This is a genomic window from Enterobacter quasihormaechei (genome assembly GCF_004331385.1).
GTDB classification, from domain to species: Bacteria; Pseudomonadota; Gammaproteobacteria; order Enterobacterales; family Enterobacteriaceae; genus Enterobacter; species Enterobacter quasihormaechei.
The window spans coordinates 99,987-118,317 of record NZ_SJON01000009.1 but is presented as its reverse complement, the minus strand read 5'-3'; the positions used below and the strand labels follow the sequence as shown (position 1 = coordinate 118,317).

At 57.3% G+C, this 18,331-nt stretch carries 15 protein-coding genes; 7 read left to right on the top strand and 8 right to left on the bottom strand.

Translation table 11 applies throughout. The features are described from left to right. The first annotated feature begins 1 nt into the window (after position 1). The 3 genes from E0L16_RS13505 (at position 2) to dsbG (ending at position 3,508) form a co-directional block, all read left to right on the top strand. Entirely contained in the window at positions 2-1,018 is a 1,017-nt protein-coding gene (locus tag E0L16_RS13505; protein WP_063451279.1) for a LacI family DNA-binding transcriptional regulator, read from the top strand. Between the two features lie 98 nt (positions 1,019-1,116). Further along, on the top strand, positions 1,117-2,667 hold the full coding sequence (locus tag E0L16_RS13500; RefSeq protein ID WP_131637131.1) for a methyl-accepting chemotaxis protein: 1,551 nt from the start codon (positions 1,117-1,119) through the stop codon (positions 2,665-2,667). A 64-nt stretch (positions 2,668-2,731) separates the two neighbouring features. Next, positions 2,732-3,508, top strand: coding sequence for a thiol:disulfide interchange protein DsbG (dsbG, locus tag E0L16_RS13495; protein ID WP_107535383.1), 777 nt, complete (start codon positions 2,732-2,734; stop codon positions 3,506-3,508). Positions 3,509-3,545: 37 nt separating this feature from the next. Here dsbG and E0L16_RS13490 read toward each other — a convergent pair whose 3' ends face one another. The 3 genes from E0L16_RS13490 to E0L16_RS13480 all read right to left on the bottom strand — a co-directional run bounded on the left by E0L16_RS13490 (position 3,546) and on the right by E0L16_RS13480 (position 6,737). Then, positions 3,546-4,835, bottom strand: coding sequence for a glycoside hydrolase family 10-like protein (locus E0L16_RS13490; protein WP_131637130.1), 1,290 nt, complete (start codon positions 4,833-4,835; stop codon positions 3,546-3,548). Positions 4,836-4,842: 7 nt separating this feature from the next. Further along, positions 4,843-5,130: a VF530 family protein gene (locus E0L16_RS13485; protein WP_063451283.1), complete on the bottom strand. Its 288-nt coding sequence runs from the start codon at positions 5,128-5,130 to the stop codon at positions 4,843-4,845. Positions 5,131-5,255: 125 nt separating this feature from the next. Further along, positions 5,256-6,737: a UbiD family decarboxylase gene (locus tag E0L16_RS13480; RefSeq protein ID WP_131637129.1), complete on the bottom strand. Its 1,482-nt coding sequence runs from the start codon at positions 6,735-6,737 to the stop codon at positions 5,256-5,258. A 110-nt stretch (positions 6,738-6,847) separates the two neighbouring features. Between E0L16_RS13480 and E0L16_RS13475 the strand changes: the two genes are divergently transcribed. Further along, the gene (locus E0L16_RS13475) at positions 6,848-7,732 is read left to right on the top strand and encodes a LysR substrate-binding domain-containing protein (RefSeq protein ID WP_131637128.1); all 885 of its coding nucleotides are present in this window, start codon (positions 6,848-6,850) and stop codon (positions 7,730-7,732) included. Here the strand turns inward: E0L16_RS13475 and E0L16_RS13470 are convergent. From E0L16_RS13470 to E0L16_RS13455, 4 genes are all read right to left on the bottom strand, one after another. Next, a complete protein-coding gene (locus tag E0L16_RS13470) occupies positions 7,723-8,631 on the bottom strand; it encodes a LysR family transcriptional regulator (RefSeq protein ID WP_112792339.1) in 909 nt (302 codons plus the stop codon). The genes E0L16_RS13475 and E0L16_RS13470 overlap by 10 nt on opposite strands. 1 nt (position 8,632) lies before the next feature. Further along, positions 8,633-9,610, bottom strand: a complete 978-nt coding sequence (locus tag E0L16_RS13465; protein WP_112792338.1) for an MBL fold metallo-hydrolase — start codon at positions 9,608-9,610, stop codon at positions 8,633-8,635. 107 nt (positions 9,611-9,717) lie between these two features. Beyond that, the gene (locus E0L16_RS13460) at positions 9,718-10,602 is read right to left on the bottom strand and encodes an SDR family oxidoreductase (RefSeq protein ID WP_063866691.1); all 885 of its coding nucleotides are present in this window, start codon (positions 10,600-10,602) and stop codon (positions 9,718-9,720) included. A 112-nt stretch (positions 10,603-10,714) separates the two neighbouring features. Then, the gene (locus tag E0L16_RS13455) at positions 10,715-11,242 is read right to left on the bottom strand and encodes a GNAT family N-acetyltransferase (RefSeq protein ID WP_131637127.1); all 528 of its coding nucleotides are present in this window, start codon (positions 11,240-11,242) and stop codon (positions 10,715-10,717) included. A 131-nt stretch (positions 11,243-11,373) separates the two neighbouring features. On the opposite strand from E0L16_RS13455, the gene treZ reads away from it, so the two are divergent. From treZ to glgX, 3 genes are read left to right on the top strand one after another with little or no spacing between them, the layout of a single operon-like run. Further along, complete coding sequence (gene treZ, locus E0L16_RS13450; protein ID WP_131637126.1) at positions 11,374-13,161, top strand: malto-oligosyltrehalose trehalohydrolase; 1,788 nt, start codon at positions 11,374-11,376, stop codon at positions 13,159-13,161. Beyond that, entirely contained in the window at positions 13,158-15,626 is a 2,469-nt protein-coding gene (gene treY, locus E0L16_RS13445) for a malto-oligosyltrehalose synthase (protein ID WP_112792336.1), read from the top strand. The genes treZ and treY overlap by 4 nt, the downstream gene beginning before the upstream one ends. 15 nt (positions 15,627-15,641) lie before the next feature. Then, positions 15,642-17,717 (top strand): glycogen debranching protein GlgX, encoded by a 2,076-nt coding sequence (gene glgX, locus E0L16_RS13440; RefSeq protein WP_112792335.1) that lies wholly within the window; start codon positions 15,642-15,644, stop codon positions 17,715-17,717. Here glgX and E0L16_RS13435 read toward each other — a convergent pair. Next, positions 17,714-18,262, bottom strand: a complete 549-nt coding sequence (locus E0L16_RS13435) for a winged helix DNA-binding protein (RefSeq protein ID WP_063866695.1) — start codon at positions 18,260-18,262, stop codon at positions 17,714-17,716. The genes glgX and E0L16_RS13435 overlap by 4 nt on opposite strands. Positions 18,263-18,331: the final 69 nt, after the last annotated feature.

Here is an 18,331-nt window from a genome sequence, read left to right as displayed (position 1 = left end):
TGTGAGAAAAACAAAACGCGTCACCATCAAAGATATCGCGGAGCTGGCGGGGGTATCAAAAGCCACCGCCAGCCTGGTTCTGAACGGCCGCAGCAAAGAGCTTCGCGTGGCGGAAGAGACGCGGGAGCGCGTGCTGGCGATTGCCAAAGAACAGCATTATCAGCCCAGTATTCACGCCCGTTCGCTGCGGGATAACCGCAGCCACACCATTGGACTGGTGGTGCCCGAAATCACCAACTACGGTTTTGCCGTTTTTTCGCACGAGCTTGAGACCCTCTGCCGCGAGGCGGGCGTTCAGCTGCTGATCTCCTGTAGCGATGAAAATCCGGGCCAGGAGACGGTGGTGGTCAACAACATGGTGGCCCGCCAGGTGGACGGGCTGATTGTCGCCTCCAGCATGCTCAACGACGCGGACTATCAAAAGCTGAGCGAACAGCTGCCCGTTGTGCTCTTTGACCGTCATATGAACGACAGCTCTCTGCCGCTGGTCATCACCGATTCGATTACCCCAACCGCCAGACTGGTGGCCGACATTGCGCGCCAGCATCCGGACGAGTTCTACTTCCTCGGCGGGCAGCCGCGGCTTTCCCCAACCCGTGACCGTCTTGAAGGTTTTAAGCAGGGGCTGCGCGACGCCAGCGTCGAGTTACGTCCGGAGTGGATCATTCATGGTAATTACCATCCGAGCTCCGGCTACGAAATGTTTGCCGAGCTTTGCGCTCGCCTGGGCCGCCCGCCAAAAGCCCTTTTTACCGCCGCCTGTGGCCTGCTGGAAGGGGTGTTGCGCTACATGGGGCAACATAACCTGCTGCAAAGTGATATCCGTCTGGCCAGCTTCGACGATCACTATCTCTATGACTCTCTGTCTATTCCTGTCGATACCGTTCGTCAGGATAACCGACAGCTCGCCTGGCACTGCTTTGATCTGATTGGCAAACTGATTGAGGGGGAGACGCCGGAGCCGATTCAGCGCAAGCTGGATGCAACCCTGCAACGTCGTTACCGGTCAGCCGAATAAAAGATGAGCAACTCGCGAATACGGCCATAACTTTAATTAATTAAAGATCTGTTTTCGCCGATAACCAAAGGGAAACTATATTCCTGAGGTTTGTTGTTATGTCGTTGAAAAAATCATCACTGATTATCCTGTTTTCCCTGCTTTTCTTCTTTGTGGCGAGCACCATCACCAGCGTTGGGCTCATCATCAAAAGTAATAATTCGCTGGATAACGTGAACAAAGAAATTCAGGTGGTTCTGTCGATTATTGACCCCATTAACCACAGCCGAACCCTGCGCGTCAGGGTCATGGAGTATGTGAAAATGGTGGAAGCGGGGGACGCAGCCGTTTCGTCCGCAAAACTGGCCTCGGTAAAAGAGGCGCTGACCAAAGCCGACCGTGCCTTTTCGGCGTTTATGGCCTCGCCGCGTTTGCAGGATGAAGCCCCACTGGTCAATGACTACCAGGTGGCGTGGCAAAACTACCGTAATCAGGGGCTGGCGCCGCTGATCGCTGCGGCTGCCGCTCACGATGTGTCACGCTTCAATACCCTCATCCCCGTGGTGTCCCAGCTCGATCGCCAATATGAAATCGTGCTCGATCAGGTGCTTTCCGTTCACCAGAAGTACGCGAAAACGCTGAACGAGGATGCGAGCCGTAATTTCGTGTCGGGGCTGGTCATTATCGCCTGCATTGCCGCGCTGTTCGTGGTGGTGATCCTCGCCGTCAGCCTGCTGATGAAACGCCTTGTCTTTGCGCCGGTTGACCTGGCGCGTGAGCACTGTAGCCAGATTGCGGCAGGGAAGCTGGATGTACCGGTACCCGTCAAGGGTGATTCCGGGAATGAAATCGATCGCCTGATGGGCTCGATGGAGCAGATGCGTCAGGCGCTACTCTCCACGCTTTCTCAGGTGCGCGATGCCAGCCATACCGTAACCCACGCGGCGCAGGAAATTGCCTCCGGTAATATCGACCTGGCCTCGCGTACCGAGCAGCAGGCCTCCGCCCTGACCCAGACGGCGGCCAGCATGGAAGAGCTGAGCGCGACGGTGGCGAATAACACCGATAACGTTTTCCAGGCCGGTAAGCTGGTGCAGGATGCCGTGAAAAATGCCCGTACCGGCGAAGCGGTAACCCGTGAAGTCATCGAGACGATGAATACCATCGCGTCCAATTCGAAGCGCATCGAAGACATCACCAGCGTCATCAACAGCATTGCTTTCCAGACCAACATTCTGGCGCTGAACGCGGCCGTTGAAGCGGCGCGTGCCGGTACGCAGGGGCGAGGATTTGCCGTCGTGGCGAGTGAAGTCCGCACGCTGGCGCAGAAAAGCGCGGTGGCGGCGAAGGATATCGAAAGCCTTATCGCCCAGTCTGTTTCCAGCGTGAAAAACGGGGCGGAGCTGGTGAACCGCTCGGGAGAGGTGATTCATTCTATTATCAGCTCTGTGAATAAAGTGAATGCGCTGATGGAGCAGATTTCGGTTGCCTCTGAAGAGCAGAGCCGCGGAATTGGTCAGGTTGGGCAGGCCGTAACCGAGATGGACGGCGTAACCCAGCAGAACGCGGCGCTGGTGCAGCAGTCCGCCGCTGCGGCAGCCTCGCTGGAGGAGCAGGCGCAGCAGCTGTCGCAGAGTATTTCAAGTTTCAGTCTGCCCAGGACGGCGTAACGGGCAAGCGTTGACAGGGCACGCATCTTCGACCACTCTAAAACTCTATCTTAGAGAGGTCGTTATGCTTCAACGGTTTGCAAAGAAAAAGGTGCTGTTACTTTCTGCTCTGCTGGCGTCAGGGCTGGTCAGGGCAGAGGAGACGCTTCCGGATGTGGTGAAGCACTTCAGCGAACAGCAGGACATCAAAATCATAAAGAAAATTGATGCCCCCGGCGGCGCGCCTGCGTGGCTGGGGCAGTATCAGGACATGGGCGTGACGCTCTTTCTGACCCCTGACGGAAAGCACGTGGTGTCTGGCTATCTTTATGATGATAAGGGAACAAACCTCAGCGAGGCCTATTTCCAGAAGGAAATATACGCCCCGATGGGCCGCGAGATGTGGAAGAAGCTCAATGCGGCGCATCCGCTAAAAGAGGGCGCGGAGACTGCGCCGAAGAAAGTTTTTGTCTTTGCCGACCCGTTCTGCCCGTACTGCAAACAGTTCTGGGCAGAAGCGCAGCCGTGGGTGAAGGCCGGGAAAGTCCAGCTCAACACGCTGCTGGTCGCGTTCCTCAACCCGAACAGCGGGCGCAATGCTTCGGCGATCCTGAATGCGAAAGATCCGGTATCGGCCTGGAAAGAGTACGAACTCTCCGGCGGCAAAAAGCTGCCGAAACCGGAAGGCGCGGCCTCCCGGGAAACCGTTGAGATCCTGCAAAATCATCAGACGTTAATGGACGGCCTCGGCGCGAATGCCACGCCGGCGATTTATTACCTGAATGAACAAAACGAACTGCAACAGGTCGTGGGCATGCCCGACGCGAAACAGCTTGAGGCGATGTTCGGGCCGAAGCCCTAAAAGAAAGGCAGAACAGGGCGTTTCTGCCTTTTCTTTATCAGCTACCCCAGCGTCCCCGCAGGTAATTCACCGCGTCCTGCGTCTGGGGCTGGTTAAGATAATCTTCCCGGAACAGGATAGTGCCTTTTACGTCAGGCAGGGAATCGTTGAGATCGAGCTGTTTTTTCAGCTCCGGCACGCCGCCGTTCACCGTCCAGTCCGGTTCATTTCTGGAAGGCGCGCCCACCTTGTAGAACGCGATCCCGATATACAGGCGGGTATGGGTCGGTTTCACCACGTCAGCCCACCATTTTGTCAGCACATCGTAACGTGCTGCGTCGCGGGCGAAGGGCCAGTAAATCTGCGGCGCTATGTAATCCAGTAACCCCTGCTGTACCCACTTGCGTGTGTCAGCGTAGGATTCATCGTAGGCTGCGGCACCGCGCGTGTCCGAACCTGCCGGGTCGAAGGAGCGGTTGCGCCAGACGCCCGCCGGGCTTACGCCAAACTCTACCTCAGGTTTAGCCTGCTTAACCGCCCGGGAGACCTGCACAATCAGCTCCTGGGTATTGTGCCGCCGCCAGTCGGCTTTTGACGCAAATCCCTCGCCGTAGCGCCTGAAGGTCCAGGCATCATTGAGGGCTGAACCCGGCGTTTCGGTATAAAAATAGTCATCGAACTGAACGCCGTCGACAGGGTAGCGATTCACCACTTCCATCACCACCTGGGTTATCCAGTCCCGCACCTCGGGAATGCCCGGGTCGAGAACAAAACGATCCCCCGAGGTGCGGATCCACTCCGGATGTTGAACGTACACGCTGGAGGGATGAAGCGACGAGGTCCGGTTTAACGCGGCAATGGTCGACGGCTTCGTATTGGTGGAAACGCGGTACGGGTTAAACCAGGCGTGAACCTTCATGCCGCGCCTGTGCGCTTCATCCAGCATAAACTGGAGCGGATCGTAACCGGGATCTTCCCCGATAGTCCCCGTCAGGGTATCCGACCACGGCAGGATTTTAGAGGACCACAGCGCCGTGCTGTCCGGTTTTACCTGAAAGAAGACGGTATTGATCCCCAGGGTTTTCAGCTTATCGAGCTTGTCCGTCAGCGCCCGCTGCTGCTGGGCGATACGCTGGTCCGCGCTGCGGCCATTCACCGAGGAAACGGGTGGCCAGTCGAGACGGGAGACGGTCGCCAGCCAGATCCCGCGCATGGGTTCGTTGGTCTGCTGTACAGGTTTCGCCTGCGGCAGTGGGGTAACGAGTGATTTGGGTGGTTTGGAGGTGCAACTTACCAGTAAAAGCGCGCAGCCAAGCAGCGTGCCGGTCCGTTTTACGTGTCGCATCATTTGCGTTTTAGCTCCTGGGTGTCCGGCTTTCCGTCCAGGGATTAAAGGCCGGTTCGTCCTGTTCCCCGGGACCGTCATCGTGAAGGGATTCGAGGTAAAGGGCTTCGACTTCCGCCCGCGCCCATGGGGTACGGCGCAGAAATTTCAGACTCGATTTAACACTCGGGTCCTTGCGAAAACAGTTGATTTTGATTCGGTTGCCCAGTTCATTCCAGCCATATCGCGCAACCAGCGCGTTAACCTGCATTTCGAGCGTTACGCCATGCAAAGGATCGTTGGAAGTATGTGCAGTCATAGGCGTCCGGTAGTCTCAATTTTTATGGGGATGTGATAAACGCTCAAAGGTTACAAGAAAGCAGGGGACGCGGCAATTTCAGCGTGAGGTTCTTCACCCTTGAGAGGGTGAAGAAGAGGGGATTACTATTTTTTAAACAGTTCAGGCGCCCACGGCGTTGGGTCTACTTCCATAAACGGCGCGCGCTCAAAGCGAGACTTCAGCGCCCAGGGTACCGTACAGTCAAAAATCGTCTTGCAGGTTATCCCGTTTCCACGAATGGAGGGGCTGTAGTCCGGCGACTGGGAAGGATCGAGCTGATGACCGCGGAGCCCCGGCAAATGGGTGATGCTGACGTCGCCCTGCATGCGGGTGGTCATCGCCCACAAAATGTCGTCGCTGTCGAAGATATCCACGTCTTCATCGACGAGAATAATGTTTTTCAGCTCGGAATAGGTGGCTAGCGCGATAAGAGCCGCCTGACCCTGACGCCCTTCGTCAGAGGGCTGGCGTTTTTTCACCTGCAAGATGCCGAGGAATTTGCCGCCACCAGCGGTATGCGCGTAAACGTTTTGCAGGAAACCGGGGATGGCTTCTTCCACCGCATTGCGGATGCTGGCCTCGGTGGGTAAACCGGCAAGCGTGGTGTGCTCTTCGCCCGGACCGACCAGCGTTTGCAGGATCGCCTGATGGCGCATCGTGACGGCCTTCACCTTGATCACCGGCAGCGAAGGGTTCGCCTCCCCGCAGTAGCCGGGGAATTCCGGCATCGCATGCCCGGTATGGGTATGCTGATCTTCTTCGACGCGCACGCCCGGCAGCAGTTCGCCTTCAATGATAATTTCCGCACGCGCAATCGCTTTTTCATTTACGGCCACGCCCTGCACCAGCTCAACCGGGCGTTGACGCAGGGCACCGGCGACGCCCAGCTCGTTATAGCCGAAGGGCGTGGTCGGCGCTTCGAAGCAAGCGCCAATGTAGATAGCCGGATCAAGACCCATGTTGATGGTGACCGGCAGCGGTTTTCCCGCCTCTTCGGCTTTCTTACGGAACACTTCGATGTGACGGCCCGCGGCAAGGAACATGGAGAGCTCGTCGCGCTCCTGAACGCAGAGACGGTGAATGGTGACGTCGGTCAGCGACGCGTCTTCCGGATCGCTCGCCAGCACCAGCCCCAGGCAGAAGAACGGGCCGGCATCTATCGGCGTATTGGTCGGGGCCGGAAGCAGCTTACGCAGATCGAAGTTCGGATCGTCGGCGTAAAACACCTGCTCCTGGCACGGCGCCTGCGCCGCCGGAACGACAACGGGCGCAACCGGGTTTTTCACCGCCTGGCCGACGTGTTTTGCCAGTTCAGAGGGCTCGCACCCCAACAGCAGCGCCGCCCGTTCGCGGCTGGCGTGCATGCCCACCAGGATGCGGGAATCCGGATAACCCTTCACGTTATTGAACATCATAGCCGGGCCGATGCGCGTCGGACGTTTGACCGTACCGCCAGCGCCGATGTGCCGGTAAACGCCCGCCAGCTCAGCATTCGGATCGACCGGATGGTCAGTTTCAATGTACTGGCCTTCGTGGCGCTGGAGCAGTTCGATGGCACTTCTGAGATCGTTAATGTGGTTTTCCATATTACCTCCTTGGTTGAATGCTTCCATTCTTAACCGGACGAACAATGCTATCAATTGCATCATTTATGCTATTTTGATAACAAAATTAATATCAATGACGGAGGCACGATTTGCAGTTTCGACTGATGCGCAATTTTATTGTGGTGGCCGAAGAGCTCCACATGCACCGGGCGGCAGAGCGACTGAATATGGCGCAGCCCGCGCTGAGCCAGCAGATTAAAACCCTTGAAGATCGCCTGGGGGTCACGCTGTTCAGCCGGGCGAATCGTCGCTTAACGCTGACGCCAGCCGGAGAGGCGTTTCTCCATAAAGCCAGAATCGCGATTTTTATGACCGATCAGGCGATTCTGGACGCCAGGCAAACGGCCAGGGGGGAGCAGGGCGTGCTGAATCTCGGATGTGTTTCAAGCGCGATATTCGACAGTAAACTGCCCACCGCGCTGCGGCTTCTTCATGAGAAATGGCCGGCCATCACCCTTTCTATGATGACGGGGAACGTGCAAACCCTTTACACCGGCGTGCAAAGCAACCAACTGGATGTGGCCATCATCCGTGCGCCGCTACCGCTGCTGCCTGACGATCTGCAAAGCCGTCCTTTCACCACGGAAAAAGTCGTGCTGGCGTTACCGCATCACCATAGCCTGGCGGGATCCTCCGCGCTGACGCTTTCGTCTGTGAAGGAGGAAAAGTGGATTACCCTGCGCGATCCGCAGGGTATGGGACTGGAGCAATACTTCTATGACGCCTGCCACAGCGCGGGTATACAGCCTAACGTCGTGCAAAATGCCACCGATGTCCCCACGGTGATAAGCCTTGTCGCCGCGGGGTTTGGCATCGCCATGCTGCCGGCCTCAGCGAAGGCGATACGCGTACAGAACGTGGTCTTTGTGGATATTCTTGACCGACTCCGGGAGAGTGAGCTGACGCTGGTTTGCCATCGGGTGATTCGCTCTGAGGTTCTGAAAAAATTGATGAACATTCTCGATCATACCTGACGCCCGGCGGCCTGTAGAAGCTGGTCCCGCAGCCAGCGGTTAGCCGGGTCCTGACCGTTTTTCGGGTGCCAGTACATACCAATAACGATCGGCGGCAGATCCAGCGGCGGCGGAAAAATATCAAGCGTTTGCGCGAAGCGTTGCAGCATGCGTCTGGGTAGGGTGCAGAGCAAATCGGTACCGCCAACAATCGCAGGCGCCATCGCGTAGCTTTGCGTCGACATCACCACGTTACGCTGGTGGCCAAGCCCCGCCAGATGCCGATCGACAAAGCCTGAGAAAGGGTCCCCCTCGGACGAAACCACCAGGTGGGAAAGGGCGCAATAGCTTTTCAGATCCATCGGCCCCGTACCGCGCGGATGGCCTTTACGCTGGGCGGTGGCATATTCATCGTCAAACAGTTTTCGTCTGACCCATGCATCGTGCGCGCCCGCGTTAATGCCGACATAAATATCCACCTCGCCATTTTCCATCTGCGCCGCCAGCAGCTGGGTTTCGGGGAGCGCAAAACGCAGCCGGATGCCCGGTGCCGCAGCGCTAATCTGATTCTGCAACTCCGCCCCGAGCATCAGCGCCGGGTTCTCATGCAGGGCAATCGCAAAGGTGCGGTTGCTGTTTTGCGCGTTGAACGTGGTGGGTTCAAGCATTGACGAAATGCCCTGTAAAACCGTCGTGACCTGCGGCCTTAACGCCTCGGCGCGCGGCGTAGGTAACACCCCACGTCCGTGTGGGGAAGGGACAAACAGCGGCTCACCGAACAGGAGACGCAGACGCGCAAGGCGGGCAGACATTGCCGGCTGGCTGATGCCCAGCCGCGCGGCCGCACGGGTGATATTCTGCTCCCTGAGCAGGGCATCCAGCGTCAGGAGCAGATCTATATCCATATCGGAAGGTGGCATCTTATTTTGCGTCACGGTTGGTATAGGTCACCGGGACCCACGCGTAGCCTTGCCGCTCGCCCTGCGTGACATAACCGATACCGGGGAAAGGCAGGTGCGGAGCCGCAATGAGATCTTTGTTTTTCACAAACGCCGCGAACGCCGCGTTACGCACCCTGGCGGCGCCGTCCTGATCCTCATCGTAAGCAATCGTCACATTCGGCTGCGGGAACTGTACCGCAGCGACGTGAATAATGTCGCCGACAAAGGTGATTTTTTCACCTTTGCTCTCCAGCGTATAGAACGCCGAACCTGGGGTATGGCCCGGATGTACCGTTCCGCGGATGCCCGGCAGAAGCTGTTCCGTCCCGGAGAAGGTCTTCACTTTTCCGGCGTCCAGATAAGGCTTTAATGTTTTGCGCGCAACGTCGAAGTAGTTCTGGTCATAACCAGATTTTTTCTGGTTCTCGTCGTTAAAGAAAAATTCGATATCCGGTTTCCCGACATAGACCTGCGCATGAGTAAACACACGCTGGCCGTCTTTCACCAGGCCACCGGCGTGATCGGAGTGAGCATGGGTGATGAGAATATCGGTAATATCTTCGGGTTTGATGCCCTGCGTCGCCAGGCTTTCAATCAGTCGGCCGCCTTTGCCGGGCCCAAAGAGTTGGCCTGATCCGGTGTCCACCAGGATTTTGTGGCCGGGCAGCGCGATATAAAACGCATTAATCGATGCTTCAACCGGGTTGGCCTGGAAATTTTTTGCCAGTAACGCATCAGTATTTTCCGCCGTTGTACGGCGCAACAGGGCGTGCAGATCCTGCGGTACGCTGCCGTCCGTAAAGGCGGTGACAATCGTATCGCCAACCTGAACGCTATAGCCGCCAGCCTGCTGTTTCACCACGTGCTGGGGAACGCTGGCCACCGCGTGGATCGCGGGTAAGAAAAGGACAGAACCGGTAAACAGGGTTGATAAAGCAAGTTTTTTCACAGTAAACATGATGGGCTCCTCAATAGTAAGTTCATCATAGTTCAACTGAGATTTTTGAGAACGGAAGGGGGGTGAATGTGACCTATCCATGAAATGGATAGGTCTGAGAGAAGTTTTTACAGAACGCCGGTACCGCCGTCAGAACACCAGACCTGTCCGGAGGCGTATGAGCAGGTATCGGAGGCAAACAGCACGTACAGCGGTGCGATTTCAACCGGCTGGCCCGGTCTGCCCAGCGGAGTATCTTCCCCGAACTTCTGGACCTTGGATTGAGGCTGGCCGCCGCTGGACTGAAGAGGCGTCCAGTACGGACCCGGCGCGACAGCGTTCACACGAATGCCGCGCGGTCCCAGCTGCTGCGCCAGAGACTTGGTAAAGGCCACGTTACAGGCTTTAGTCTGCGCATAGTCCACCAGGATCGCGCTCGGCTTAAATGCCTGAACGGAAGTGGTGTTGATGATCACGGCGCCTTCCTGCAAATGGCGCAGCGCGGCTTTCGTGATCCAGAAGGGCGCATAGACGTTGGTTTTGAACGTCGCGTCAAAATCAGCGGTAGTGAGATCGTCGATCGATTCGCAGAACTGCTGGCGCCCGGCGTTATTCACCAGAATATCCAGGCCGCCCAGTTCGGCGACGGCTTTTTCCACCAGCGTATCGCAGAACGACTCTACGCGAATGTCGCCGGGAATAGCGACCGCTTTACGGCCTTCGGCCTTAATCAGCGCAATGACCGATGCGGCATCGGATTCCTCTTCAGGCAGATAGCCGATAGCAACATCTGCCCCTTCACGGGCATAGGCGATGGCGACCGCGCGACCAATGCCGGAATCACCGCCGGTGATCAGCGCTTTTTTTCCTGCCAGTTTTCCCGACCCGATATAACTTGTTTCACCATGATCCGGTATTGGCTTCATTTCCGATGCCAGCCCGGGAGCCATTTGCGGTTGTTCAGCAAACGGTGGACGAGGGTAATGCAGCGTGTGATTATTTCCTGTAGACATACCGGCCTCCTTAAATAGTGAATTCCAAGATTAGTCGTTAATTAGACGCAAGCGGGCAAAATTGACAAATTCAGACAAATCTATATTCCATTGCCGGATGTAAAATATTTTCTTAAGCCAGCATGTAATACCAGAAAAGGGCGACCTCATCTTTTTCCGGCAGGGCGTTGTAAAGATAGCGATCGTAACCGCCCAGAATAAATCCATAGTGACGATAGAACAGACAGGCTGAAACGTTGACGTTCTGCGTCTCCAGCCGTAAGCCGGGCGCATTGAGGCTTCGCGCCCAGACGTGGGTGGCAGACATCAGCCTATGCGCCGCGCCCGTCCGGCGCTTTGAACGCTCCACGGCAATGTAATCCACCGAGATAAATTTATTCCAGTTACAGGATGCAGTAATAAAACCGGCGATTTCTCCGTCATCCGTTTCGGCGATCAGAAATATTGAATCCGGATTAACGCAATGGTTTTCCAGCGTCTGGAGATCAAGTTCATACGTTTTAAGATAAGGCTCTGTTAACGCTTCAATATGCAAATCGCCATTGAGAAAGGGCTCTCTGGCAATCTCATCAACCGTGAAAGAAAAATCACAGCATTCAAGACGGGCGAGATCGGTACTTAATCCTTTTCGAATATGCATGGTATTCCTTAAGTGGGAGTTATAAATAGATAATAGACGAAGCGGCATACCCTGCTGGCATAACACTCTGTTGATCCTGGTCTAAGCTTGTATTTCGTTCCGCGTAGAATGTGGTCATTCGAGGACAGTGAATGGAATTCAGAACATGTCGCAGGCACTGGGGTGCCGAGTTTATTTCCGATGACGTTGTACGTTTTCGCGTCTGGGCTGAAGGGCAGAAAGATCTCACGTTGCGTTTAACCGACACCGACATTCCGATGGCGGCGGTGGGCGACGGCTGGTTTCAGATTGACGTTCCCGGCGTCAGACACGGTACGACGTATCAGTTTGTTTTACAGGACGGGTTGGCAGTGCCGGATCCGGCCTCACGGGCCCAGCAGAATGACGTCAACGGCCCGTCGGTGGTGATCGACCCGCGTCGCAATCCGCCCGCGCAACCAGAATGGAAAGGGCGGCCGTGGGAAGAGACGGTAATTTACGAACTGCATATCGGGACCTTCACCGAGGAAGGAACCTTCAGGGCGGCCATCGAAAAACTGCCTTATCTGGCCGAACTGGGCATCACGCAGCTGGAAGTGATGCCCGTTTCCCAGTTTGGGGGACAACGCGGCTGGGGGTATGACGGCGTATTGCTGTATGCCCCGCACTCGGCTTATGGCACGCCGGAAGATTTTCATGCCTTTATCGACGCCGCCCACGCGCTTGGGCTTTCCGTGGTGCTCGATATCGTACTCAATCACTTTGGCCCGGAAGGGAACTACCTGCCGTTACTCTCGCCGGCGTTTTTCCATCAGGATCGGATGACCCCGTGGGGCAACGGGATTGCCTATGAGGTTGACGCGGTCCGGCAATACATTGCCGAGGCGCCGTTATTCTGGCTGTCGGAGTATCATCTTGACGGTCTGCGCTTCGACGCCATCGACCAGATCCATGACGACGCAGAGACCCATATTCTTCCCCACATTGCGCAACGGATCCGCGACGCATTTCCGGATCGTCATATCCATCTCACCACCGAAGACAGTCGCAACGTCATTTTCCTGCATCCGCGCGATGAGCATGGTCAGACGCCGCTTTTCACCGCCGAATGGAATGATGATTTTCACAACGCCGCGCATGTCTTCGCGACCGGGGAATCTCACGCCTATTACCAGGATTTCGCCTACGAGCCGGAGAAAAAGCTGGCGCGAGCGCTGGCCGAAGGCTTTGTCTACCAGGGTGAAATCTCGCTTCAGACCGGAAAATCGCGCGGAGTAGAGTGTCGCGAGCAGCCTCCGCAGTTTTTTGTCGATTTTATTCAGAACCACGATCAGGTCGGCAACCGTGCCCAGGGTGAGAGGCTCATCTCTCTGGCTGGCGCGGATAAAACGCGGGTGCTGTTCGCGGCGCTGCTCCTGTCGCCTCATATACCGCTGCTGTTTATGGGCGAGGAGTATGGCGAAACGCAACCATTCCTCTTTTTCACCGACTTCCACGGCGATCTGGCGAAAGCGGTGCGGGAAGGGCGCGCGAAAGAGTTTACCGGCCATGCCGGGCACGATGAAACCGTACCGGATCCCAACGACCTGAATACCTTTATGCGTTCGAAGCTGGACTGGAACAGGGTGGAGACGGAGGAAGGCAGGGCGTGGCTGCACCTGACGCGCGAACTGATTGCGCTGCGTCAGCGCTATGTCGTCCCGTTACTGAAGCAGCACGGCGCGGTTGAGGGTAACGTCCTGCAAACAACGCTCGGCATGGTTGCCGTGAGCTGGCGTTTTCCGTCCGGTACGCTGTCGCTGGCGCTGAATATCGGTAAAAAGCCGCTCACCTTGCCGGACCTGCCCGGAAAACCGATCTTTAGCTGGCCGGAGGCAATCGAAAACCTGCCGCCGAACAGCATTGTTGTTCGCTTTGCTGAAGGAGAAGCAACGCTATGATCCCGTCCTCAACCTATCGCATTCAGTTTCGCAACGGCATGACCTTTGACCGCGTGGTGGCCCTGATACCGTATATGAAAGATCTCGGTATCAGCCATCTTTACGCGTCACCTGTTTTCACGGCAACCACGGATTCCACTCACGGCTATGACGTGACAGACCCCAACGAAATCGACCCGGCGATTGGCGGGCGGGAAGGGTTTGACCGAATGGCGGCGGCGCTTAAACAGGCGGAGATGGGACTGATTCTGGATATTGTGCCGAACCACATGTCCACCTCCCTGGAGAACCGCTGGTGGCGCGATGTGATAGAGCACGGCAGGCAGAGCCGCTACGCGACCTATTTTGATATCGACTGGTCCAGACCGCTAACGCTGCCGTTTCTTGGCGACACCTTCGAAGCCGAGCTGGAGCGCGGGGCTATCACCGTAAAACGTGACATTGTCACTAATAAGGCGGAACTGGTTTACTACGACACCGCTTATCCGCTTAATCCTGGCACGTTTGCTGAGGACAAAAGCATCGCTGAGATCCACGAGGCGCAAAGCTGGCGCCTCATGTCCTGGCGGGAAGCGCCGAAACAGCTTTCTTGGCGACGCTTTTTTGAAATTACCGGGCTGGTGGGCGTGCGGGTGGAGGATGAGGCAGTATTTGCAGACACGCACCGCCTGATCCTTGAGCTTGTTCACGCTGGCGTCGTCGACGGCCTGCGCATTGACCATGTGGACGGGCTTGCCGATCCGCTGGGCTATTTGCAGCGCCTGCGGGCGGCGACCGGGCCGGATTGCTACATCACGGTGGAGAAGATCCTCGCGAAAGGGGAACAGCTTCCTGCGGAGTGGCCCGTCTCGGGTACTACGGGCTATGAGTTTATTGCCTCGCTGGCGGAAGTGCTGGTGGACGATAACAACCTCTCGCGGCTGGAGACGCTGCACGACGAGACGCTGGGCACGACCGTGGACAGGCATACGGAGCTGCGCAAGGCCAAAGGTCTGATGACCGATCGTAACTTTGAAGGCGAATTTACTACGCTGCTGACCATCGCCAGCGAGCTGGCCCGGCACAACGACGTGGCGGTGCAGCACGACGATATTCGCCACGCCCTGCGCGAGCTGCTTATCGCCTTTCCGGTGTATCGCACCTACGGCACCGCAGAGGGGCTGACGCCCTCGGACGTGGCGCTGCTTAGCCGGGTGGTCGCCAGCGTGAACACGTCCGAACCCGCCCTGAGCCTGATCGTCCGTATTCTTACCGGCGATCTGCCGGAGCATGACCACGCGCAGGCATCCCTTTTCCGCACCCGTTTTCAGCAGCTGACCGGGCCGCTGATGGCGAAATCGGTAGAGGATACGCTGTTCTTCCGCCACAATCTGGAGCTGGCGCTGAACGAAGTGGGCGCCGACCCGACGCCGCGCGCGTTTTCACTTTCCCGTTTTCACCAGGAGATGCGCATTCGTCTTGCCCGCCAGCCCGACGCGCTGCTGGGGACCTCTACCCACGACACCAAACGCGGCGAGGATGCGCGAGCGCGTCTGTACACGCTGACGGAAGCACCGGATCTGTGGGGAGAAAACCTGGCGCGCTGGCGGCAGATGAACCAGACGCAGGTCCGGTTCCTGAACGATGGCACCGCGCCGAACGCCGCCGATACCTGGATGATCTACCAGGCGCTGGCGGGCGTCTGGCCTGCTACGCTCTCGCCTGACGATCGCGACGGGCTTAAGTCACTGGAAGAGCGTTTCCTCGGCTTTATCGAAAAAGCCCTGCGCGAGGCCAAGCAGCGGACCGACTGGATCGACAGCAACGAAGATTACGAGAGCGTGGTGCTGGACTACGTGCGGCATCTGCTCTCCCCGGATAACACCCTGTTCCTGCGTGATTTCAGTGCCGCACTACAGCCGTTTATTCGGGCGGGATTAATGAACAGCCTGAGCCAGACGGTAATCAAGCTGACTGCCCCCGGCGTACCGGACATCTATCAGGGTAGCGAAGGGCTTAACTTTAGCCTGGTCGACCCGGATAACCGACGCGAACCGGATTTCACCGCGCTGGCGGAGAACCTGGGCGCGGCGGATGGCAACATCTTTAACGATGCGCAACGCTGGCGCGACGGCAGCGTGAAGCAGTATGTCACCGCCACGCTGTTACGGATCCGGCCGCATTACCCAGCGCTTTTCCGCTACGGCGACTGGCTGCCGCTGAAGGTGACCGGCGAGCGCGAGGAGAACCTGATCGTGTATGCGCGCCTTCACGAGGAAGAGGCGCTTATCGTTGCCGTGCCGCGCCTGGTGTTTGACGTCACCGACAATGCGGCCCTGTGGGCCAATACCACCGTGGCCATACCCCAGGAGCTGGCCGGAAAGCACTATCGGGATTTGTTTACCGGAGAGCGTCGCCTTCTGCCAGAGACGCTGGATTTAACGTCTGAAAAGGGATGTTTGTTGGTTCTGCTTACCTGCGAATAATCGAGGAGAACAAAAATGCCAAAGGATACAACGTTTGAAATTCGGGCCGGCCATGGCCAGCAGCTTGGCGCAAATTATGACGGAAAGGGGGTAAACTTCGCCCTGTTTTCCGCCCACGCGGAGCGGGTAGAGCTCTGTCTGTTTGACCCTTCCGGGAAAACCGAAATCGCCCGACTGGAGCTGCCGGAATATACCCATGAGGTGTGGCACGGCTATGTGCCCGACCTGAAGCCGGGCGCGCTCTACGGCTATCGCGTTTACGGACCCTACGATCCGGAGAACGGCCATCGTTTTAACCCCAACAAGCTGCTCATCGATCCGTATGCCCGCGAACTGGTGGGCGACATTGCGTGGAACGATGCCCACTTCGGCTATGAGCTGGGGCATGACGAGCTCGATCTCAGCTTTGATACGCGGGACAGCGCGCCGTTTACGCCGAAATGTAAGGTCATCGACCCGAACGCCGTCGACTGGCAGGACTCGCGTCGGCCTGACGTGCCGTGGCCGCACACTGTGGCCTATGAAAGCCATGTGAAAGGCTTTACCCAGCTTAATCCGGCCATTCCGCCCGAGCTGCGCGGTACGTTTGAAGGGATGGGGCACAAAGCCTCCGTGGATTACATCAAAAGCCTGGGCATCACCTCGGTGGAGCTGCTGCCGGTTCACTGGTTCCCGGACGATCAGCACCTGCTGGATCGCGGTCTTAAAAATTTCTGGGGCTATAACTCGCTGGCTTTCTTTGCGCCAGCGTCCCGCTATTACGGTCCGGCGGGTATCCAGGGTTTCCGCGACATGGTGCGCGCGTATCATGATGCGGGCATCGAGGTGATCCTCGACGTGGTCTATAACCACACGGCGGAGGGCAACGAGCTGGGGCCAACCCTGTCGTTCAAAGGGATTGATAACTTCTGTTATTACCGCACCATGCCGGATCAGCATCGGTATTACATCAACGACACCGGCACCGGGAACACCGTTAACACGTCGCACCCGCGCGTGTTGCAGATGGTCATGGACTCCCTGCGTTACTGGGCGGAATCGATGCAGATTGACGGCTTCCGCTTTGATCTCGGAACCATACTCGGACGCGAGCCGGAGGGATTCGATCCGCGCGGCGGCTTCTTCGATGCCGTGACCCAGGACCCGGTGCTGTCGAAGCTGAAGCTCATTGGTGAGCCGTGGGATATCGGCCCGGGTGGATATCAGGTTGGGGGCTTCCCGCCAGGCTGGGGCGAGTGGAACGATAAATACCGCGATACGGTACGTGAATACTGGAAGGGGGATAACGTCTCTAACGATTTTGCCGCCCGCCTCCTGGGGTCCGGCGATCTGTATGACCTGCGCGGTCGTCGTCCGTGGGCCAGCGTCAATTTTATCACCGCGCATGACGGCTTTACGCTCAACGACCTGGTGTCGTACAACGAGAAACATAACGCCGATAACGGGGAAGATAATAACGACGGACATAACGATAACCGTTCGTATAACTACGGCGAGGAAGGGCCGACGGAAAACCCGGATATCATCGCCACCCGCGAGCGGCAGAAGCGTAATTTCCTCACCACGCTTTTCTTCTCCCACGGCACGCCGATGCTGCTGGCGGGAGATGAGTTTGGCCGGACGCAAAAGGGCAACAACAACGGATACTGTCAGGACAGCGAGATCTCCTGGATAAACTGGGAAGGGCTGTCAGAAAACGACGAGGCGCTGCGCGAGTTTACCCGTCGGCTGATCGCCCTGCGCGCGGAGCAACCGCTGCTGCGCCGGGAGAACTGGCGCGACGGGCTGGAGATCCGCTGGTTTAACGCCGGCGGCGGCCCGCAGCAGTCGGAACAGTGGGACGAGGGCTCCACCCTTGGTCTCTCCATCAGCCGTCCGGACCTTCAGCAGGAAGAGGGCGTCTGGCACGACGTGCTGATGCTGTTCAATCCGTTTGAAGGCACCGTGCCTTTCCAGATCCCGCAGTTTGGTGAAGGGGGATGGGTGCTCGAACTCTCGACGGCGGAGGATGCCCCCACGGGGGAAATCATCACTGAATCTGTCGATTACGAGCTGGCCGGGCGGAGTATCACCCTGTTCCGCCGCCCTTAAAGCGAGGCCGCCGCGCGTGCGGCGGTATCGTACAGGGACGAGATCGCGCGCAGCAGCTGCGCGGTCTCGCCAATTGACGTTCCCGGAATGCCACTTTCCGCATGAATGTTGATCAGGCAGGCTTCCCGCACCTCACGGTACTTCATGCACAGCGCTTTCCCGTCCTCGGTCGTAGAGAAAAAAAGCTCTTTCCCCGCTTTCTCGCTGGTGACGTAGCCCGCCTTCACCAGCTTTTTCAGCGCATACGTCACCACGTGGGTATCTTCCACGTTCAGCACAAAGCAGATGTCGGCCAGCTTCTTCTTGCGGTTGCGGTGATTCACGTGGTGCAGAAGCGAAACGTCAAAGGCTCCCATATCCGGTTCACCTGCTGCGGTCATGCAGCGCACCATCCACTTGTTGAACGCGTTGCTGGTCATGATCAGAGCGTATTCCAGCTCTGATAATTCGGCGCACCGCTCTGAGACCAGATGACGGGAGGAGACGATACGCCCGTCCGCAATATCGTCGTGGTTTAACGCTGCCTTCGTTTTCTTAGTCGTCATACCGATCCTTTCTCCAGAATGTAAACCCGTCGATAAAATAAGAACATTTTATTGATAAATTGTTTACAT